The organism is Streptomyces sp. NPDC056128 (genome assembly GCF_042263835.1).
Classification (GTDB): Bacteria; Actinomycetota; Actinomycetes; order Streptomycetales; family Streptomycetaceae; genus Streptomyces.
Map to the genome: position 1 here is coordinate 261,106 of NZ_JBHJVQ010000002.1, position 19,785 is coordinate 280,890.

The window sequence follows — 19,785 nt, forward strand, 5'->3', positions numbered from 1 at the left end:
TGGGACCCGTGAGTGACAACCCCGGCGACAACGACCAGCCCGACCCCGCTGACTCCTTCGAGCAGATCATCGCGGCGGAGACCACCCGCGACCCCGACCTCGCCGTCATCGAGGCCGGCAGCCGCACCCTGCGCACCCAGGGCGGCACCCCGCAGGCCGACGTGCCCGGGCGTCCCGAGGACCCCGAGGTGGACAAGGCCCTGCGCGAGGTCGAGGCGGAGCTCGCGACCCGCTGGGGCGAGACCAAGCTGGAGCCGTCCGTCGCCCGGATCGCCGCGCTGATGGACGTACTGGGCGACCCGCAGCGTTCGTACCCCTCCATCCACATCACGGGGACGAACGGCAAGACCTCCACCGCCCGCATGATCGAGGCCCTGCTCGGCGCCTTCGAGCTGCGCACCGGGCGCTACACCTCGCCGCACGTGCAGTCGGTCACCGAGCGGATCAGCCTGGACGGCGCCGCGATCTCCGCCGAGCGGTTCGTCGAGACGTACGAGGACATCAAGCCGTACGTCGAGATGGTGGACGCCCAGCAGGAGTACCGGCTGTCCTTCTTCGAGGTGCTGACCGGCATGGCGTACGCCGCGTTCGCCGACGCGCCCGTGGACGTCGCCGTCGTCGAGGTCGGGATGGGCGGCTCCTGGGACGCGACCAACGTCATCGACGGGGACGTCGCCGTCGTCACCCCCATCGACCTGGACCACACCGACCGCCTGGGCGAGACGCCCGGCGAGATCGCGACCGAGAAGGCCGGCATCGTCAAGCAGGACGCCACCGTGATCCTGGCCCAGCAGCCGGTGGACGCGGCGCAGGTGCTGCTGAAGAAGGCCGTGGACGTCAACGCCACCGTCGCGCGCGAGGGGCTCGAGTTCGGTGTGGTCTCCCGGCAGGTCGCCGTGGGCGGGCAGTTGATGACCCTGCGCGGCCTCGGCGGCGAGTACCCCGAGGTCTACCTGCCGCTGCACGGCGCCCACCAGGCGCACAACGCCGCCGTCGCGCTGGCCGCCGTCGAGGCGTTCTTCGGCGTCGGCGCGCAGCGTCCCGAGCCGCTGGACGTCGACACCGTCCGCAAGGCGTTCGCCGCCGTCGCCTCGCCCGGACGGATGGAGGTGGTGCGGCGCTCGCCGACCGTGGTGCTCGACGCCGCGCACAATCCGGCCGGCGCCCGGGTCACCGCGGAGGCCGTCGGGGAGGCGTTCGAGTTCAGCCGGCTCATCGGCGTGGTCGGCGCGAGCGGCGACAAGAACGTGCGGGGGTTCCTGGAGGCCTTCGAGCCGGTCTTCGCCGAGATCGTCGTCACCCAGAACTCCAGCCACCGCGCGATGGACGCCGACGAACTGGCCGGGATCGCCGTCGAGGTGTTCGGCGAGGACCGCGTCCAGGTCGAGCCGCGGCTGCCGGACGCCCTGGAGGCCGCGATCACGCTGGCCGAGGAGGAGGGCGAGTTCGCGGGCGGCGGTGTCCTCGTCACCGGTTCCGTCATCACCGTCGGCGAGGCCCGACTGCTCCTGGGGAGGGGCTGAGAAACCGTGCGTACGCTCTGTGCTTCCACTCTGATCGGCGAGGTCTTCGTCATCGGCTTCGCCGGACTGGTCGCCATGAAGGACCCGGACCTGTCCACGGGGACGGTGTGGACGGTCAGCGGCATCGCCATGTTCCTGTGCGTGGCGCTGTGCGGGGCGGTGACCCGGCCGGGCGGCGTCGCCCTCGGCTGGGCGCTCCAGATCGCCCTGATCGCCTCCGGCTTCGTGGTGCCGACGATGTTCTTCCTGGGGGCGGTCTTCGCCGCCCTGTGGTGGGCCTCCGTGCACTACGGGCGGAAGATCGACGAGGCCAAGGCGAGATTCGCCGCCCAGGCCGAGGCAGCCGCGCCCGACGCCGCCTGAGCGGGCCTCCCCGCCACCGCCTGACGCTGCGTGACCGGCGCCGCGACACGCCCGGTAACCTCAGTCATCACCCGCACAACCGCACACCTCCAAGGGAGCCCCTCGTGACGCAGCGCAGCCTCGTCCTCCTCAAGCCCGACGCCGTCCGTCGTGGCCTGACCGGCGAGATCATCAGCCGTATCGAGCGCAAGGCCGGCTGGCAGATCACCGCGCTGGAACTGCGCACCCTGGACGCCGAGACCCTGGAGCAGCACTACGGCGAGCACAAGGGCAAGCCGTTCTACGAGCCGCTGGTCGAGTTCATGGCGTCCGGCCCGGTCGTAGCCCTGGTCGTCGAGGGTGAGCGGGTCATCGAGGGCGTGCGCGCGCTGGCCGGCCCGACCGACCCGATCGCCGCCGCCCCCGGCTCCATCCGCGGTGACTTCGGTGTGATCGTCCGGGAGAACCTGATCCACGCCTCCGACTCCGAGGAGTCCGCCGAGCGCGAGCTGAAGATCTTCTTCCCGGGCCGGGTCTGAGTCCACTCCGGGACCCGCCGGACACCCTTTTTTCTGACAGCGCGTCAGTCGAACGGCCCAGGCGGAGCAGGGGGGCGGTCGCGTCAAAAGCGGCCGCCCCATGGCATATGCGCGCCTGATCGGGGGAACGGATCCCACCGTTGGCCCGTCTCCACAAGCGAGGCGGTGCGCCATCTGCTGACAATGGCGAAGACCCTCGCGCAGTGTTCGCGAAAGCGCGTCTACGATAGAAGCCTCCACGCGTCACTGCACCCACTTCGCCTACCTGAAAAGCCCTCAAAAGCTCCTGGGAAGGCCAGTCGAATCCTGATGGGGAACTCAATGTCGTTCATCGGCCGTGACATGGCTGTCGACCTCGGGACCGCCAACACGCTGGTGTACGTCAGGGGTCGCGGGATCGTACTCAACGAGCCGTCCGTCGTCGCGATCAACACCAACACCGGTGGCATCCTCGCGGTCGGCGCCGAAGCGAAGAAGATGATCGGGCGCACGCCCGGCAACATCGTTGCCGTGCGTCCGCTGAAGGACGGCGTCATCGCCGACTTCGAGATCACCGAGCGGATGCTCCGCTACTTCATCCTGAAGATCCACAAGCGGCGGTATCTGGCTCGTCCGCGGGTCGTCGTCTGTGTGCCCTCGGGCATCACGGGCGTCGAGCGCCGCGCCGTCATCGAGGCGTCGTCCCAGGCCGGCGCCCGGCAGGTGCACATCATCGAGGAGCCCATGGCCGCGGCCATCGGCTCCGGCCTGCCGGTCCACGAGGCCACGGGCAACATGGTGGTGGACATCGGCGGCGGCACCACGGAGGTCGCGGTCATCTCGCTCGGCGGCATCGTCACGGCCCAGTCCATCCGCGTCGCGGGTGACGAGCTGGACAACGCGATCATCCAGCACGTGAAGAAGGAGTACAGCCTTCTGCTGGGTGAGCGCACGGCCGAACAGATCAAGATCACGATCGGTTCTGCGTACGACCTCGACTCCGACGAGCACACCGAAATCCGCGGCCGGGACCTGGTCTCCGGCCTGCCCAAGACCGTCGTCATCTCCGCCGCCGAAGTGCGCAAGGCGATCGAGGAGCCGGTCAACGCGATCGTCGACGCCGTCAAGACGACCCTCGACAAGTGTCCGCCGGAGCTGTCCGGCGACATCATGGACCGGGGCATCGTCCTGACCGGTGGCGGCGCGCTGCTGCGCGGGCTCGACGAGCGGCTGCGCCGGGAGACCGGAATGCCGATCCACATCGCCGAGGACCCGCTCGACAGCGTGGCGCTCGGCAGCGGCAAGTGCGTCGAGGAGTTCGAGGCGCTCCAGCAGGTGCTGGACGCCTCGCCCCGCAGATGACGTAACACTTCGGTTCCGCCGTACGAGACGATCTCCTCTCGTGCGGCGGATCGTTGATATAGAGGGTTCCAGTACCGGACGTACGTGAAGCGCGCGATGCACCGCACGTACCGCGAAGTACCGAATCAGCTGAATTCCTGAACACCGCCACGTAAATTCCGAGATTCCCGAATTTCGACGAGGAAGGCACGGCCGCCGCACGTGAGGGACACGAAAGAGAGCCGGCTGCTCCTGGTACTGCTGATCGCCGTCGCGTTCGCGCTGATCACGGTGGACATCCGCGGTGGGGAGGACTCGCCGGTCGACGGTGCCCGGCAGGCCGCGGCCACCGTCTTCGGCCCGATCGAGAACGGGGTGTCGTCCGCGGTCGACCCGGTGGGCAACGCGGTCTCCGCGATCCGCGACTCCGGCGACCGGCACGACCGCCTCGCCGAGCTGGAGACGCAGAACGCGGCCCTGAAGGCGAAACTCGGCAGCGACGAACGCGGGCGCAGCCGGCTCCAGCAGTTCGACAAGATGCTCGGACTGGCCGGCGCCGGACAGTACGGGATCAAGGGCGCCCAGGTCATCGCCATAGGAGCCGCCCAGGGCTTCTCGTGGACCATCACCATCGACGTCGGTGCCAATGACGGCATCAAGCGCGACATGACCGTCCTCAACGGCGACGGCCTCGTCGGACGCGTCACCACCGTCGGCCCGAACACCGCCACCGTGCTGCTCGCCAACGACCCGGACTTCACCGTCGGCACCCGGATGGAGTCCGGCGACGAACTCGGCTTCGCCGCCGGCCAGGGCAGCCGCCCGCTGCGGGTCGAGCTGCTCAACGGCAAGGCCGACGTCAAGAAGGGCGACCGGCTGGTCACCTTCGGCTCCCAGGCCGACAAGCCCTTCGTGCCCGGCGTGCCCGTCGGCACCGTCTCCCGCGTCGACCCCAACGGCGGCGACCTCACCCGCATCCTCGAAGTCACGCCGTTCGTCAGCTTCACCAAGCTCGACATCATCGGCGTCGTCGTCCAGGCGCCGCAGAAGGACCCGCGCGACACGGTGCTCCCGGAGAAGTCGAAGCCGAAGCCCACCCCGACCGTCACGGTCACCGCGACCCCGTCCGCCGGGGCCGACCCCGAGGGCCAGACGCAGAACGGCCAGGACGAGCAGTCGCAACAGGACGAACAGTCGCAACAGGGCCAGCAGTCACAGCAGAACGACCAGACAGAGCAGAACGAGCAGACCGAGCAGTAGGAGTTCTCACCCCATGCGCGTCAACCGGATCCTGCTGTCCGTCGCCCTGGTCGTCGTCGCCCTGGTGATCCAGGTCAGCGTTCTCGCCCGCCTCCACCTGCCCGGCGCCGTCCCCGACCTGCTGCTGCTCACCGTCCTCGGCCTCGCCCTGGTCTACGGCCATGTCGGCGGCGCCCTCGTCGGCTTCGGCGCCGGACTCCTCGCCGACCTCGCCCCGCCCGCCGACCACGCGGCCGGCCGCTACGCCCTGGTGCTCTGCGTCATCGGCTACCTCGCCGGACTCGCCAAACCGGACAACGGCCGGCTCAGGTCGGCCACCGGCCCCATGGTCGTGGTCGTCGCCGCCGCCATCGGCACCACCCTGCTCTACGCCGGCGTCGGCGCCCTGGTCGGCGACACCGCCGCCCGCCACGTCGGCCTGCCCAGCCTGCTGTTCACGGCCGCCCTGTACGACCTGCTGCTCGCGCCCTTCGTCGTCCCCGGCATCATGGCGCTCGCCCGGCGCGCCGAGAACGACCCGCTGGCCGACACCAACGCCGCCGCCCAGAGCCCCGACATCTCCTCCGGCTGGCTCTCCGGCGGCACCGGCCTGCGCATCGGCAGACAGCGCAGCGGGCTGCGGATGAAGACCGCGCGGGCACGCGTGGCCCGGGCCGGACGCATCAAGGGGGTCAAGCGGCTGTGACGGTGACGACGCGGCAGCAGACAGGGAACCAGCACATCGCGAGGGGGACCCAGCAGTGACCAACATCCCCGAGACCGGCCGCAGCACACGCGTCCAGACCCGGCTCGTCGTCATCCAGATCCTCGTCCTCTCCCTCCTCGCCACCCTCGGCGGCCGGCTCTGGTACCTCCAGATCCGCCAGGGCGACGAGTACGCCGAGGAGGCGTCCGGCAACCACGTCCAGCAGGTCGTCCAGCCCGCCACCCGCGGCTCGATCCTGGACGCCCGCGGCGTGGCACTCGCCGACAACGAGACCCGGCTCGTGGTCTCCGCCTCCCGCACCGACCTGCTGAAGATGAAGGACGACGGCAAGGCGGTCCTCACCAAGCTCGCCGGCGTCCTCGGCATGAAGCCCCAGGACGTCATCGACAAGGTCCGGCTCTGCGACGCCGAGACCCCGCAGCCCTGCTGGAACGGCTCGCCCTACCAGCCGATCCCCGTCACCGACGAGGCCACCGTCAAGCAGGCCCTGCAGATCCGCGAGCGCGCCGAGGACTTCCCCGGCATCACCGCCGAGCCCATGGCCGTACGCCGCTACGCCGCCCCCGGCAAGTCCAACACCGCCCAGGTCCTCGGCTACCTCTCGCCGGTCACCGACGAGGAACTGCAGAAGGCCCAGGACACCGACTCGCCCTTCCTCCGCTCCGACCAGGTCGGCCGCTCCGGCCTGGAACGCCAGTACGACAAGGCGCTGCGCGGCAAGGCCGGCGTCACCCGCTACGAGGTCGACAACCTCGGCCGCGTCATCGGCGAGGCCGAGTCCGACCCGGGCACCCCCGGCTCCAACCTCGTCACCAGCATCGACTCGCGAGTCCAGCGGGTCGCCGAGTACGAGCTGAACGAGGCCATGAAGGCCGCCCGCAAGGAGATGGACCGCAACACCAACCGGCTCTACGAGGCCGACGCCGGCGCGGTCGTGGTGATGGAGGCCAAGACCGGCCGGGTCGTCGCCATGGCCTCCAACCCCGACTACGACCCGAACGCCTGGGTCGGCGGCATCTCCGCCAAGGACTACAAGCGGCTCACCGGCAAGGACTCCAACTACCCGCTGCTCAACCGCGCCACCCAGGGCCAGGCGGCCCCCGGCTCCATCTTCAAGGTGGTCTCCTCGGCCGCCGCCGTGGAGGCCGGCTACGACTTCGACGGCAGGTACGACTGCTCCAGCGCCTACAACGTCGGCGGCCAGGTCTTCAAGAACTTCGAGTCGGCCAGCTACGGCCCGATCAGCCTCGGCCGCGCCCTGGAGCTGTCCTGCGACACCGTCTTCTACCGCCTGGCGCACCAGGAGTGGAAGAAGGACGGCGGCATGAAGCCCAAGGACCCCAACGACTTCTTCTACAAGGCCGCCCACCAGTTCGGCCTCGGCGAGGAGACCGGCATCGACCTCCCCAACGAGGTCACCGGCCGCGTCCCCGACCGGCAGTGGAAGCAGGACTACTGGGAGGCCAACCACGAGGCCTGGTGCAAGTCCGGCAAGAAGGACGGCTCCTACGTCGAGAAGATCGCGTACGAGAACTGCCTCGAAGGCAACAAGATGCGCGCCGGTGACTCCATCAACTACTCCATCGGCCAGGGCGACACCCTCGTCACCCCCATCCAGATGGCCACCATCTACGCGGCCATCTCCAACGGCGGCACCCTCTACGACCCGAGCATCGGCAAGGCGGTCGTCAGCCCCGACGGCAAGCAGGTCAGCGCGATCGAGCCCGAGTCGCACGGCAAGCTGCCGATAAGCAAGACCACGCTGGCCAAGATGGACGACGCCCTCGCGGGTGTCGCCACCCGCGGTACCGCCGCCTGGCGGTTCGGCGGCTGGCCCCAGGACGAGATCCCGATGCACGCCAAGACCGGTACCGCCGAGGTCCACGGCAAGCAGACCACGTCCTGGTTCGCGACGTACACCAAGGACTACTCGATCGTCATGACGATCTCCCAGGGTGGTACGGGCTCCGGCGCCTCCGGCCCCGCCGTCCGCAACATCTACAACGCCCTGTACGGCGTCTCGGACGACGGCGCGATCGACAAGAAGAAGGCGCTGCTGCCCCAGCCGCAGGCGAAGCTCCCGACGATCAAGGCCGACGGGACCATCCCCGCGCCGAAGATCTCCAAGGACATCGTCAAGGACCTCCAGCCGGACGAGAAGGTCTCCCCCGAGGAGGAGTACGCCCCCATCGACGGCCAGGAGCAGGGCGCCACCCCGCCCACCCAGAACACCGAGAACCGCGACACCAGGCGCCGCCGACGGCGCGGCGGCCCGGGCAGGCGCGGCACCGGCGGCGGACACGGAAGCCGGAGGGCACGCGCATGACCGGCGCCAACAGCTTCCAGGTCTCCGGGTACGGCCCCGAGAAGGCCGGCTGGACCCGGCTCTTCGCCCGGGACTCCATGGCCCGGCGGCTCGACTGGCCGATACTGCTGGCCTCCGTCGCGCTGTCGCTGCTGGGCTCGCTGCTGGTCTACTCCGCGACCCGCAACCGCACCGAACTCAACCAGGGCGACCCGTACTACTTCCTCACCCGCCACCTCCTGAACACGGGTATCGGGCTCGCCCTCATGGTCGGCATCGTCTGGCTCGGCCACCGCGCCCTGCGCACCGCCGTGCCGGTCCTGTACGGCGCCTCCGTCTTCCTGATCCTGCTGGTGCTCACCCCGCTCGGCTCGACCATCAACGGCGCCCACTCCTGGATCAAGCTGCCCGGCGGCTTCTCCCTCCAGCCCTCGGAGTTCGTGAAGCTCACGATCATCCTCGGCATGGCGATGCTGCTGGCCGCCCGCGTCGACGCGGGGGACCGGCAGCACCCGGACCACCGGACCGTGCTCCAGGCCCTGGGCCTGGCCACCGTGCCCATGCTGATCGTGATGCTCATGCCCGACCTCGGGTCGGTCATGGTCATGGTCATCATCGTGCTGGGCATCCTGCTCGCCTCCGGGGCCAGCAACCGCTGGGTCTTCGGACTGCTCGGCGCCGGCACGGCCGGGGCGCTCGCCGTGTGGCAGCTCGGCATCCTGGACGACTACCAGATCGCCCGCTTCGCCGCCTTCGCCAACCCGGCCCTCGACCCGGCCGGCGTCGGCTACAACACCAACCAGGCGCGCATCGCGATCGGCTCCGGCGGACTGACCGGCTCCGGCCTCTTCGAGGGCTCGCAGACCACCGGCAGGTTCGTACCGGAACAGCAGACCGACTTCGTCTTCACGGTCGCCGGCGAGGAACTGGGCTTCCTCGGCGCGGGCCTGATCATCGCCCTGCTCGGTGTGATCCTCTGGCGCGCCTGCAAGATCGCCCGCTCCACCCCCGACCTGTACGGCACGGTCGTCGCCGCCGGGATCGTCGCCTGGTTCGCCTTCCAGACCTTCGAGAACATCGGCATGACGCTCGGCATCATGCCGGTCACCGGTCTGCCCCTGCCCTTCGTCTCCTACGGCGGCTCCTCCATGTTCGCCGTGTGGATGGCGGTCGGGCTGCTCCAGTCGATCACGGTGCAGAGACCCATGTCGGCCTGAGCGCGGGCCGTGGACGGTACGGGGGACCATCCTCGCCGGGTTAGGCTGGATGGTCCCCCTTGTCAGCACACGAAGGTTCCGTGAGATGCCTGCCGAAGCCGCCGAGTCTGTGAAGTCTGTGTTTCCGCAGCTCGAAGCTCTGCTCCCGCATGTGCAGAAGCCGATCCAGTACGTCGGCGGAGAGCTCAACTCCACGGTCAAGGACTGGGAATCCTGCGACGTCCGCTGGGCCCTGATGTACCCCGACGCCTACGAGGTCGGACTGCCCAACCAGGGCGTCATGATCCTCTACGAGGTGCTCAACGAACAGCAGGGCGTCCTCGCCGAGCGCACCTACAGCGTCTGGCCGGACCTGGAGGACCTGATGCGGGAGCACTCCGTCCCGCAGTTCACCGTCGACAGCCACCGCCCGGTCGGCGCCTTCGACGTCTTCGGCCTCTCCTTCTCCACGGAGCTGGGCTACACCAACATGCTCACGGCCCTGGACCTGGCGGGCATCCCGCTGGAGGCCAAGGACCGCGGCATCGACGACCCGGTCGTCCTGGCCGGCGGGCACGCGGCGTTCAACCCCGAGCCGATCGCCGACTTCATCGACTGCGCCGTCATCGGCGACGGCGAGCAGGCCGTCCTGGAGATCACCGCGATCATCCGTGCCTGGAAGGCCGAGGGCCGCCCCGGCGGCCGCGAGGAACTCCTCCTGCGCCTGGCGAAGACGGGCGGCGTGTACGTCCCCGGCTTCTACGACGTCGAGTACCTGCCCGACGGCCGCATCTCCCGCGTCGTACCCAACCGCAGCGGCGTCCCGTGGCGGGTCAGCAAGCACACCGTCATGGACCTCGACGAGTGGCCCTACCCCAAGCAGCCCCTCGTCCCGCTCGCCGAGACGGTCCACGAGCGGATGTCCGTGGAGATCTTCCGCGGCTGCACCCGCGGCTGCCGCTTCTGCCAGGCCGGCATGATCACCCGCCCGGTGCGCGAGCGTTCCATCACCGGCATCGGCGAGATGGTCGACAAGGGTCTGAAGGCGACCGGCTTCGAGGAGGTCGGCCTGCTCTCCCTCTCCTCCGCCGACCACACCGAGATCGCCGACGTCGCCAAGGGCCTCGCGGACCGGTACACGGACGACAAGATCGGCCTGTCCCTCCCCTCGACCCGCGTCGACGCCTTCAACATCGACCTGGCCAACGAGCTGACCCGCAACGGCCGCCGCTCCGGCCTGACCTTCGCCCCCGAGGGCGGCTCCGAGCGCATCCGCAAGGTCATCAACAAGATGGTCTCGGAAGAGGACCTGATCCGTACCGTCGCGACGGCCTACGGCAACGGCTGGCGCCAGGTGAAGCTGTACTTCATGTGCGGCCTGCCCACCGAGACCGACGACGACGTCCTCCAGATCGCCGACATGGCGACCAGGGTCATCGCCAAGGGCCGCGAGGTCTCCGGCGCGGGCGACATCCGCTGCACGGTCTCCATCGGCGGCTTCGTCCCCAAGCCCCACACCCCCTTCCAGTGGGCCCCGCAGCTCTCCTCCGAGGAGACCGACGCCCGCCTGCAGAAGCTGCGCGACAAGATCCGCGGCGACAAGAAGTACGGCCGCTCCATCGGCTTCCGCTACCACGACGGCAAGCCCGGCATCGTCGAGGGCCTCCTCTCCCGCGGCGACCGCCGCCTCGGCGCCGTCATCCGCGCGGTCTACGACGACGGCGGCCGCTTCGACGGCTGGCGCGAGCACTTCTCGTACGACCGCTGGATGGCCTGCGCCGACAAGGCCCTGGCGCCCACCGACGTCGACGTCGACTGGTACACCACCCGCGAGCGCGGCTACGAGGAGGTCCTGCCCTGGGACCACCTCGACTCCGGCCTCGACAAGGAGTGGCTCTGGGAGGACTGGCAGGACGCCCTCGACGAGACGGAGGTCGACGACTGCCGCTGGACCCCGTGCTTCGACTGCGGCGTCTGCCCCCAGTTCGACACATGGCCACAAACGGGCCCGACGGGCAAGAAGCTGCTGCCGCTGACGGTCAAGAACAACGCTCCGACCAGCTGATACGGGGATCCGAGGGTGAGTGAGGCGCTGCGGCGGGTCGTTGAGGCTGTGGCTGATGTCACGGAGGAAGACGTGGCCGCAGCGCTGACCGAACTTGGGGTAGTGAAGGGGCGGCAACGTCACGCACAGAGGGCGACGAGGACGCCGCTGCCGCCGCCTGGGGGCTCCGAACGGATCCAGTCCGAGGTGGAGTGGGTCTGACTCCTCCTGGCCTGCGAGTGTCGCCGTCCAGGCATCTACTGCCCGGCTCCCTCATCGACGACACGAAGCACTTGCCTAGCAGGTCTGCGCTGACCTATTGCCCCGTTATCCCACGGATCGCGTCTATCTTGTGGAGTGCTCGCTTTCCGTAGCTCACGCTCACTGTCAACAGGATGGAGCCGGACACTACGAGTGGCTCCAGACTGGACGGCATTTTAAGAGCGGCGACTGCGTAAAGTGAGCCCGCCGCGATCACGATTGCCGCCGCCGCCGTAAGTAGGAGGCGGAGGGACTCCCGCTCGGGTACTACTACGTCAGCGATAGTGTCTTCCTCCAGGATGCTGCCGAACTTCCCATCTGCGCACCGTTCGGCGATACGTAGAACCGTGTTTGCCAATTGCTTCAGGTCGGCGTCATTCATCTCCTCGACTGATTTTTCAAGCTGTGCAAGATAGGTCGAAACGCGCAGCGCGTGTGATTTGACGTGCTTTCGCCGGGCGCGTTTTGAAAATCCTCTGGTGAAGCGATGTGCTGTCCGCAGGGAAGTGCGGACATAGCTCAATTCTTCGCCAACTTTTTGGAGTGCCTTGCTGCGCCTCTCTCCGGTCTTGCCGAGTGGCTCTGCGCATGCCACGAGGGCGTCTGAGCAGCAGTAAACGAGGAGTGAGCGGCGATAGGTGAGAAATACCTTCCGCCCAGGGGTTGGTATTCCGGCGAACCCCAGAGCGACACGTGCCCCGAGGATTACTGGACCTATGGTGATTACCGCATAGAATGCGGCGAGAAATACGGACCCTGCTGCTATCTGAAGAAGGCTGGACACGAGATCGGCCGAATCGTTTGAGTGCTTCACTGTGTCCGTTGCAGAGCTGATTACTGTTCCCGTTACGTCGCGCATCGATCCAGGCCTGGTGTCGAGGGCAAAGATAATCGGCATCGGCCACCAGACGCCGACGACTACGCCATGTAGAAATCCTATTAAGTGGCCTTTGCTTTGAAAGCGCTCATGGACTCTCAAGGCAAGCCGAACGCGTGGGGGTACCGAACGACCTAAAGAGAGTCGTTCCATGCTTGCCTTGAGCTTTTCGATCTCTTTATCGGCGGCTTCGCGTCGCTTCCGCGTCAGCCTTCTCCGTACCCCGCTCAGCATGAGGCTCATCTTTGCACGTTATATCCGATAGGGCGGGCGATATCGAGGAAGCAGTCGCAAGAAGCGTGAGCTGACGTGGGGTCGCCTGAGGGTGATCTACTCGATACCGTCGATGCATGTCCAGTGCGCGTCGGGTTGGTCACCCGATGGCGTGCGCTGGTTGATCGCGCGCAACTAGGGGAGCTGGTACGGGCATGGCGGTTGACGCTGCTCGATCGGATGAGGGGTTCACGTCGGCGAGGGTTACGCGGGTAATGGCCACCGCGTGCCGGGCTGCTGGGCTCGACGGCAACGAGGCGGAGCTGATCCGGCTCGGAGAGAACGCGTTGTTCCGGCTGGCCTCCGCGCCGGTGATCGTGCGTGTGGCAAGGGGACGAGAGTGGCTGCCTACGGCGCGTAAAGAGGTGGCTGTCTCCAGGTGGCTGGCGGGGGAGGGGTTCTCCGCAGCGCGCATCGTGGAGGATCTTGAACAGCCCTTGTTGATCGACGGGTACCCGGTGACCTTCTGGCGTCAGATTGTCGAGGGTGATCGCAAACCTGCCTACGGGGAGCTGGGGGCCGTGCTCCGTGACCTGCACACGCTCACCGTTCCGGCCGGTCTTGAACTGTCCCGGTTTGATCCATTTGGTAGGCAAGAACTACGGATTGACCGTGCCTCGATTCCCGAGGATGACAGGACGTTCCTGCGTAAGCGTTGGCGTGAACTTCAAGATCGCTACAAGGAGTTGGAGTTCGAGACGCCCAAGGGGCCGGTGCACGGGGATGCGCACGTGCAGAACCTCATGGTGGACGACCGTGGTCGGGTCGTCCTGATCGACTTCGAAGCCTTCTGCTACGACCACCCTGAATGGGATCTGATGGTCACGGCCGTTGAGCATCACAGTCTTGGGTGGCAGAGCAAAGCGCAGTACGCCGACTTCGTGCGTGCTTACGGGCGGGACCTGCACGACTGGCCGGGCTACGAAACCCTTCGCGGCCTTCAAGAGTTCGGCATGACGACGTGGCTCATGCAGAACATCGGAGAGGACGAGAAGACGGCTGCGGAGTACCGTCGGCGCATTGCGGCACTTCGTGATGATGCGGCTCCGCGGGATTGGCGTCCCTGGTAGGGCGTTACTCGTCGTCGTCCAGGCGGGCCAGGGCATCCCGTACCTGGTCGTTGAAGGCGGCCACCACGGGGTTGCCCACGTGTCCGCCTACCTCGGCCTGGAAGTCGGTGACGTAGCGGTGGAAGCGGTTTGACTGGAGGCTGTCGCCGCCGTCCACGGCCAGGCTGGCTGTTTGGACGGCGGCTTCCAGTTCGCCGTTGAGTAGCTGGCTCTGGGCGAGAACCATGCGGCAGAAACCGAGAGTCCGTGCGTACTTCGGGTCCGTGCCGTCGACGGCACGCTGCGCCTGCTCGACGGCTTCTCGGCGCATCTTGAGGTCGCGGAAGCAGTGGCACAGTTCGCCCATGAGTTCCGCTGAGTCGAAGTAGCTGAGCCACGCCGGGTCTTCTCCCGTGTCCGCACGTTCGAAGTGGCGTTCCGCTTCGTTCATGGCGCGTCCGGCGCCGATCCGGTCACCTGCGTTCGACAGGGCGCGTGCTTCCATCGCGGAGTAGTTCGCCATGGCTCGCGGGGTGGCTCGGCCCTTGGCCCCCTCGACGGCGGCACGGGCCAGTTGGATGGCCTGGGTGTGGTGGCCGAGGTAGTTCGCCTGGTGGCTGAGGTTGCCAAGGATGCGGGCCCCGAACATGCGGTCATCGATGACCTGTGACAGGCGGAGTGTGGAAGTGAGGTAGCGATGGGCAAGCCGGTGGTTGCCGGTGTCGTACGCGGTCCACGCGAGTAGCTGGGACACCTCGGCTGCGGCGCTGTAGAGCGCGGTCCCCACCTTCTCGCTGTAGCTCGCACTGAGGAGGGGTAAGACCTCATGTCGGAAGTAGTGGCGTAAGGCGCGGTGGCCGTGGCCACCTCCATACTTGAAGTCGAGCTGCATGAACATGTCCCCTGCGTCTCGGATCGCGCGGACGTCGCGCATGCCGATTCGCTGGTGTGCCGGCCTGTCGGCCTGGATGCCGTCGGGCCTCCCGATCATCCAGGACAGGACTGTGGAGCTCAGGTCCGCGTCGGCGACGATCAGACCTCCGCCGGGCGGCGCGTCTTCGGCGCGTTCCTGGGCCAGTCCGTCAAGCATGGACAGCGCGTCGGGGACGGTGCTGGGGTAGCCGACGGCTTCCGGTGTGGACTGTTGCGAGTGGTCGAAGAAGCCAAGATCGCCGGGTGTGACGCGACGGCTCAGTTTGGCACTCAAGACATCAGCCATGATCGCTGCCGTATGCGGCTGGATGCCTGCGCCATCGCGCCAGCGCTGGACGGCTACGTGAGTGGTTCCGAGAGGCGTGCCGCGTTGCGTTGCGGCGTCCTTCATCCGCTTCGCTAGGCCCTTGTTCGAGACCTGCGCTTCGTTCATGACCGCGATCAGTTGCGCGTTCGGCTCTCGGCTCATGCTCCCCTGCCAACCCGAGAATGACGGCGAGTATTCATCGTGTCACAAAGTGGCGGGTTGGGGGGTTCATTGGTGAACCCCCCTTGGCTTTGCCGGTGTTCACGTGAACCCCCCGGCGAACACTCCCGGTCAGACGTCGTCCGCCGTGTACTGGATTCCGCGTAGCAAGCGGTCTCGGAAGGGCCGTCGAAGCTAACAAGGGGACGTCATGGACGCGAGGAAAGTGCGGCAGCGCGAACAAGTGGGCGCGGAGATCGAGGCGTTCGCCCATTGGTTCGCCAAGCCTGATCCCTCCGCCGGGCACTTCCTGACTGTGACGCTCTTTGCGGAGGCCGCCGACACGGCTCGCGTGGCGCGAGACATGACGGCCGTCTTCCTGCGGGGCGCCGGTGCGGATGCCATGGTGGACGACGCTCGGCTGATCGTCTCGGAGCTGGTCGGCAACGTGGTGAACCACGTGGTGCCGGAACGTGGCCTGGCCCAGCCTGGTGGATCTCGTCGTATGGACGTGAGCTTCAAGCTGTGGCCGAAGTGGCTCTTCATTGGCGTCGCGGACGAGGACTCGACGCCGCCGCTCCTCCCACTGGGAGATGTCTTCTCGCCTGGACTCATGGGTGAGCTGTCAGAGGCCGTGCTTCCCGACAACGGCCGGGGTCTGCTGATCGTTCAGCGACTCGCATCGGCCGTCTGGTGGACGCCGGGTGAGGGTGGCGGCAAGACGGTCTGGTGCCGCATGGACGCAGACCAGGGGGCAACGGCCGGCACGCCCCGTTGATCTCCGGGCCGTCGCCTCCACAACCCTCCTTCGCGATCAGGAGTGGGGTGACGGCCCGGGCATCGGCCGGAGTTTGACCTCTCCGGCCCACAGGGCGCGGTCCCTTGGGAACTGTTCATCGGGTTCCCCACCCGGCCAAGGGGCCGCGCTTCACAACCTCATACCGAGACCGGACCACCCCCGCGCCTGGCAGCAACCGGGGTGGTCCGGGAGGGGACACAGCGTTCCCCGGTGCCCGATGGTACCGGGGTCGTTGTGCTGTCTACACACCCCGGGCCACGAAGACTTGATGATCCGTTAGCTGAGCGGATGGGAGTGGCCAAATGACTGGCGCGGGTGAGGGTTGGCTGCATGACGGGCTCGATGACGTTGCGGGTGTGGAGTCGGGTCTGTGGGTGCGCGGGGTCGATTACGTCGGGGGCTGGCGGTCGGCGCGTGAGTCTGCGGACCGGCTGAACCGTGCGCTTCTGGGTGCGGGTTTCGAGCTGTCTGCGGTGCGGGCGGTGGCGTCGGCCGACGAGTGCGGGCGTGGGGTGGTGCGGCTGGCGGGTTGGCCGGAGACGGCTGATCGGCTCGCGGTGCTCCTGGAGGCGCTGGCTGATCGTGATGGCGGTGGTCGGTGATGGGCGCTGGGTCGGGTGAGCGGGTTGCGTGGGCACGTCGTCGGGCTCTGGGACTTTGGGCGGGAGCTGCCATGGGGCGAGTGAACAGGGGGCCTTACGCTCGTCAGGCGAATCGGGCAGGCACTGGTCCTGCCCGCGTTTGTGGCCGATGGGCCCCCTGTTCTTCGAGGCTCGCCCCATGGTGGCTGCCTAAAGTCCCGGAGCCCGGCGACCCCCGGCCCACCACGCCCCGGCTCCCGGCGGCCGGTCGTCCCCCGGACTCCCTGGGCGTGCTGCGGTGTGGGGCGTCTGCCGACCGGACGGGACCGGCGGTCACGCCGCACGCCCGGCCGGGGCGGCCGGGCGCCCCGGCGCGCCGCAGGCGCGCCCTTGAGGAAGTGAAGGTGGTTTCGACCGATCCTCGTTGCCGGTCAGGTCTGGCGGCGTCGGGTGCGCTGCTTGTCGGCGGTGATCCGGTAGGCGGCTTCGGCGCGGTCGGCTCCGATGCGGAGTTCTTCGAGGATCAGCGGCCGGTCGTCGGTGCCGTGCGTGACGCGGGACAGATGCAGGATCGGGGTCGCGTCCGGGAGCTGGAGCGTGGCGCGCTCATCCGGCACAGGCATACGGGCGCGCACGGTCTCCGACCACCACAGCTTGTGCCCGGCCTTGGCGAGTGCCGCGTAGGCGGTTGTCGGCTGCTGGCCAGGCTCTTCGGCGAGTGCCGGCACACTCTCAGCGACCTCGAAGGGGATCAGCGTCCGGTGCATCGCCCGCGCGCCGGTGCTGGCATCGGTCAGGAGACGGTCACAGCCGAACAGCTCCTCTTCCTCGCCCAGGTCGAGCAGTCGGCCCGTGCTCTTCGTCGTGCGGGTGCGGTACGTGCTCGGTTCCTCGGCCTCGCCCCAGACGTCACCGCCGAGCATGACGAACGTGCCGCCGGGGGCGTGGCTGATGCGGCGATCCAGGCTGAGGGTGGGGTGTCCGTCGGAGCGTACGAAGCTGCCCTTGCCGTGCCGGACGTCGATCAACCCTTCTGCCCGCAGGGCTGCGATGGCGTTGCGGACGGTGGGGCGGGATACGCCGTAGCGGGTCATGAGCTGGGCTTCGGACGGCAACGGGGCCTCGGGTGTGAGTTCTCCTGTCAGGATCGCTTCGCGGATGGCGGCGGCGACCTGTTGGTAGAGGGCTCCGGGGCGCTGGATCTCCGTCATCTCGGCATCTCCGGTCTGGTGTCGTAGGCACGTCGCACGCGCGACATCACTCGTCAGCATAAGTACTTGCACTCTCGCCGTACAGTGCTCCAAGCTTGGCACTCGTAAGGACAAGTGACGTCCGTATAGGTCGGGCGTCCTGATTGGCCAGGGAGGCCACAGAAATGCAGTCCATTCCCGTGGACACGACCCGGCTTGGCGTACTGCGCTGCGCCATCGCGCCGGAAGCAAAGCTCAGCAACCCCGAGACGCAGGAGGTGAAGAAGGACCGGGACGGCAACCCGGTCTACACCGTCGCCGTGACCGTGCGGCAGGACCGGCGGCGGATCTCCGTCATCGAGATCGCCGTGAGCGGCGAACCCAAGGGCATCCAAGAGGGCCAGATCGTCAAAGTGACCGGCCTGACCGCGTTCGCCTGGTCGATGGGCGACCGGCACGGCGTCAGCTTCCGCGCCGACGCCATCACCCCCGTCCCCGCCACGGCGACGGCGCACGGCAAGGGTGGTGACGCCTGATGGAACCGATCCTGATCGCCTTCGCCCTGGCGGTGGGGGCCTGGCTGCTGGTCGTCGGTGACCTGGTGCGCCGCCACCGACCGGCCTGGCACTGGTACCTCACCGGATACCCCGTGACGGCCTGGCGGGTGGCGTCCACCTGGCGGCGGGTCGCCCTGCTCAACGACCTCGCCGTGTCCCGGCTCCCGGCCCGCACGCTGGTCGGGCATCTGCTGGTCAAGGGTGACCCGGTGCGGCCAGTGGCCCCGCGGATCTCCTTCCCGCGGGCGACCCGTATGGGGCTGACGGTGGTGGTGCGGCTGCACGCGGGCCAGACCCCTGCGACGTACATGCAGGCGGCTGACGCGCTGGTCCACGCGTGGAAGGTCCACGCCGTGCGGGTCACCTCGCCTGAACGCGGCCTCGTGCTGCTGACCGCCACGGCCACCGACCCGTTGGAACGGCCCGGGTTAGCGAGCGCTCCGGCGGAACTGCTGTCGGCGTTGATCGGTGCGTTGGAGACGGGCGGGGCGTGGGTGATGAACCTGCGCCTGGTCCCGCACTGGCTCATCGCGGGGGCCACCCGCTCGGGCAAGTCGACCCTGCTCGCCCGGGTCATCACCCAGTTCGCACCCCAACCGGTCGCGCTGGTCGGCATCGACTGCAAGGGCGGCATGGAACTCGGTCTCTTCGCCGACCGGCTGAGCGCGCTCGCCACATCGAGGCGCGAAGCGGTCGCCGTGCTGACGGCCCTGGTGGTCGACATGCAGGACCGCATGAGTGCCTGCCGCACGGCTGGGGTGCGCTCGGTGTGGGAGCTGCCGGACAAGCTCCGCCCGGTGCCGGTCGTGGTCCTGGTGGACGAGATCGCGGAGCTGTACCTGTCCGACGGCACCCGGCAGAGCAAGGCGGAAGCAGAGCAGTGCTCCACGCTCCTACTGCGGCTGGCCCAGCTCGGTGCCGCGCTCGGCCTGCACCTGGTGCTTGCCGGCCAACGCGTCGGCTCCGACCTCGGCCCCGGTGTCACCGCCCTGCGCGCCCAGCTCGGCGGCCGGATCTGCCACCGCGTCAACGACCCCGGCACCGCAGAAATGACCCTTGGCGACCTCAACAAGGACGCCGTGGCGGTGGCGCAGGCGATCACGGCTCAGGAACGCGGCGTGGCGGTGTGCACCGGCCCGGACGGGGGCTGGGCCCGTGCCCGCTCCCACCTGACCCTCACGGATGAGGCCGTGGCCACGGCTCGGAAGCACTCCGCCATGACCCCCGAACTCCCGGCCATAGAGCGCGCCTTGGTGGCGCTGGAAGGAGACGTCAAGTGATCAGCGAAGGTACGGCGTTCACGTTCGCGGTGGTCTTCGGGATCATCACCGTCCTCCTCGTCCGCTCCCGCGACGTACGCGGCTGGGAGGCGGTGTGCGTGGGCCTGTTCGGCCTCTACCTCGGCCAGACCCCCGTCCTGTTCACCATCCACGGCTTCGTCACGTGGGCCGTCAGCGGCTTCTCCCACACCTGAGAGACAAGGACTCCTCCATGACGATGCGCCGCGTGAGGTGCACCCACTGCAAGGGTGACGGAGCCCGCAAGACCTGGACCGGACGACTGC

At 68.2% G+C, this 19,785-nt stretch carries 18 protein-coding genes; 15 read left to right on the forward strand and 3 right to left on the reverse strand.

Annotated elements, in window-relative coordinates:
* Nucleotides 1-8 precede the first annotated feature (8 nt).
* The 9 genes from ACFC1X_RS05150 to ACFC1X_RS05190 all read left to right on the forward strand — a co-directional run bounded on the left by ACFC1X_RS05150 (nt 9) and on the right by ACFC1X_RS05190 (nt 11,256).
* Complete coding sequence (locus ACFC1X_RS05150; RefSeq protein WP_376348901.1) at nt 9-1,523, forward strand: bifunctional folylpolyglutamate synthase/dihydrofolate synthase; 1,515 nt, start codon at nt 9-11, stop codon at nt 1,521-1,523.
* Nucleotides 1,524-1,529: 6 nt separating this feature from the next.
* The gene (locus ACFC1X_RS05155) at nt 1,530-1,886 is read left to right on the forward strand and encodes a DUF4233 domain-containing protein (RefSeq protein ID WP_376348902.1); all 357 of its coding nucleotides are present in this window, start codon (nt 1,530-1,532) and stop codon (nt 1,884-1,886) included.
* Between the two features lie 104 nt (nt 1,887-1,990).
* Nucleotides 1,991-2,404 carry a nucleoside-diphosphate kinase gene (ndk, locus tag ACFC1X_RS05160; protein ID WP_356603389.1) on the forward strand — a complete coding sequence of 138 codons (414 nt, stop codon included), beginning with the start codon at nt 1,991-1,993 and terminating at the stop codon, nt 2,402-2,404.
* Between the two features lie 321 nt (nt 2,405-2,725).
* Complete coding sequence (locus ACFC1X_RS05165) at nt 2,726-3,745, forward strand: rod shape-determining protein (protein WP_007449816.1); 1,020 nt, start codon at nt 2,726-2,728, stop codon at nt 3,743-3,745.
* Between the two features lie 201 nt (nt 3,746-3,946).
* Nucleotides 3,947-4,984 (forward strand): rod shape-determining protein MreC, encoded by a 1,038-nt coding sequence (mreC, locus tag ACFC1X_RS05170; protein ID WP_376348905.1) that lies wholly within the window; start codon nt 3,947-3,949, stop codon nt 4,982-4,984.
* Nucleotides 4,985-4,997: 13 nt separating this feature from the next.
* Nucleotides 4,998-5,669: a rod shape-determining protein MreD gene (gene mreD, locus ACFC1X_RS05175; RefSeq protein WP_376348907.1), complete on the forward strand. Its 672-nt coding sequence runs from the start codon at nt 4,998-5,000 to the stop codon at nt 5,667-5,669.
* A gap of 55 nt (nt 5,670-5,724) precedes the next feature.
* The gene (mrdA, locus tag ACFC1X_RS05180) at nt 5,725-8,016 is read left to right on the forward strand and encodes a penicillin-binding protein 2 (RefSeq protein ID WP_376348908.1); all 2,292 of its coding nucleotides are present in this window, start codon (nt 5,725-5,727) and stop codon (nt 8,014-8,016) included.
* Nucleotides 8,013-9,212 carry a rod shape-determining protein RodA gene (gene rodA, locus ACFC1X_RS05185; protein WP_376348910.1) on the forward strand — a complete coding sequence of 400 codons (1,200 nt, stop codon included), beginning with the start codon at nt 8,013-8,015 and terminating at the stop codon, nt 9,210-9,212. The genes mrdA and rodA overlap by 4 nt, the downstream gene beginning before the upstream one ends.
* 85 nt (nt 9,213-9,297) lie before the next feature.
* Nucleotides 9,298-11,256 (forward strand): TIGR03960 family B12-binding radical SAM protein, encoded by a 1,959-nt coding sequence (locus tag ACFC1X_RS05190; protein ID WP_376348912.1) that lies wholly within the window; start codon nt 9,298-9,300, stop codon nt 11,254-11,256.
* Nucleotides 11,257-11,551: 295 nt separating this feature from the next.
* On the opposite strand, the gene ACFC1X_RS05195 is transcribed toward ACFC1X_RS05190, so the two are convergent.
* Nucleotides 11,552-12,616 (reverse strand): hypothetical protein, encoded by a 1,065-nt coding sequence (locus ACFC1X_RS05195; protein WP_376348914.1) that lies wholly within the window; start codon nt 12,614-12,616, stop codon nt 11,552-11,554.
* A 185-nt stretch (nt 12,617-12,801) separates the two neighbouring features.
* Between ACFC1X_RS05195 and ACFC1X_RS05200 the strand changes: the two genes are divergently transcribed.
* Entirely contained in the window at nt 12,802-13,716 is a 915-nt protein-coding gene (locus ACFC1X_RS05200) for an aminoglycoside phosphotransferase family protein (protein WP_376348916.1), read from the forward strand.
* A gap of 4 nt (nt 13,717-13,720) precedes the next feature.
* Here ACFC1X_RS05200 and ACFC1X_RS05205 read toward each other — a convergent pair whose 3' ends face one another.
* The gene (locus ACFC1X_RS05205) at nt 13,721-15,097 is read right to left on the reverse strand and encodes a sporulation protein (RefSeq protein ID WP_376348918.1); all 1,377 of its coding nucleotides are present in this window, start codon (nt 15,095-15,097) and stop codon (nt 13,721-13,723) included.
* A gap of 208 nt (nt 15,098-15,305) precedes the next feature.
* On the opposite strand from ACFC1X_RS05205, the gene ACFC1X_RS05210 reads away from it, so the two are divergent.
* Nucleotides 15,306-15,872: an ATP-binding protein gene (locus tag ACFC1X_RS05210; protein WP_376348919.1), complete on the forward strand. Its 567-nt coding sequence runs from the start codon at nt 15,306-15,308 to the stop codon at nt 15,870-15,872.
* 323 nt (nt 15,873-16,195) lie between these two features.
* Entirely contained in the window at nt 16,196-16,495 is a 300-nt protein-coding gene (locus ACFC1X_RS05215; RefSeq protein ID WP_376348921.1) for a hypothetical protein, read from the forward strand.
* A gap of 410 nt (nt 16,496-16,905) precedes the next feature.
* On the opposite strand, the gene ACFC1X_RS05220 is transcribed toward ACFC1X_RS05215, so the two are convergent.
* Nucleotides 16,906-17,685 carry a GntR family transcriptional regulator gene (locus ACFC1X_RS05220; protein WP_376348923.1) on the reverse strand — a complete coding sequence of 260 codons (780 nt, stop codon included), beginning with the start codon at nt 17,683-17,685 and terminating at the stop codon, nt 16,906-16,908.
* A 164-nt stretch (nt 17,686-17,849) separates the two neighbouring features.
* On the opposite strand from ACFC1X_RS05220, the gene ACFC1X_RS05225 reads away from it, so the two are divergent.
* The 3 genes from ACFC1X_RS05225 to ACFC1X_RS05235 are packed head-to-tail and all read left to right on the forward strand — an operon-like array spanning nt 17,850 to nt 19,695.
* Nucleotides 17,850-18,200, forward strand: coding sequence for a hypothetical protein (locus ACFC1X_RS05225; RefSeq protein ID WP_361855384.1), 351 nt, complete (start codon nt 17,850-17,852; stop codon nt 18,198-18,200).
* Entirely contained in the window at nt 18,200-19,501 is a 1,302-nt protein-coding gene (locus tag ACFC1X_RS05230; protein WP_376348925.1) for an FtsK/SpoIIIE domain-containing protein, read from the forward strand. Before ACFC1X_RS05225 ends, ACFC1X_RS05230 begins: the two co-directional genes overlap by 1 nt.
* Nucleotides 19,498-19,695 carry a hypothetical protein gene (locus ACFC1X_RS05235; protein WP_136207521.1) on the forward strand — a complete coding sequence of 66 codons (198 nt, stop codon included), beginning with the start codon at nt 19,498-19,500 and terminating at the stop codon, nt 19,693-19,695. Before ACFC1X_RS05230 ends, ACFC1X_RS05235 begins: the two co-directional genes overlap by 4 nt.
* Nucleotides 19,696-19,785: the final 90 nt, after the last annotated feature.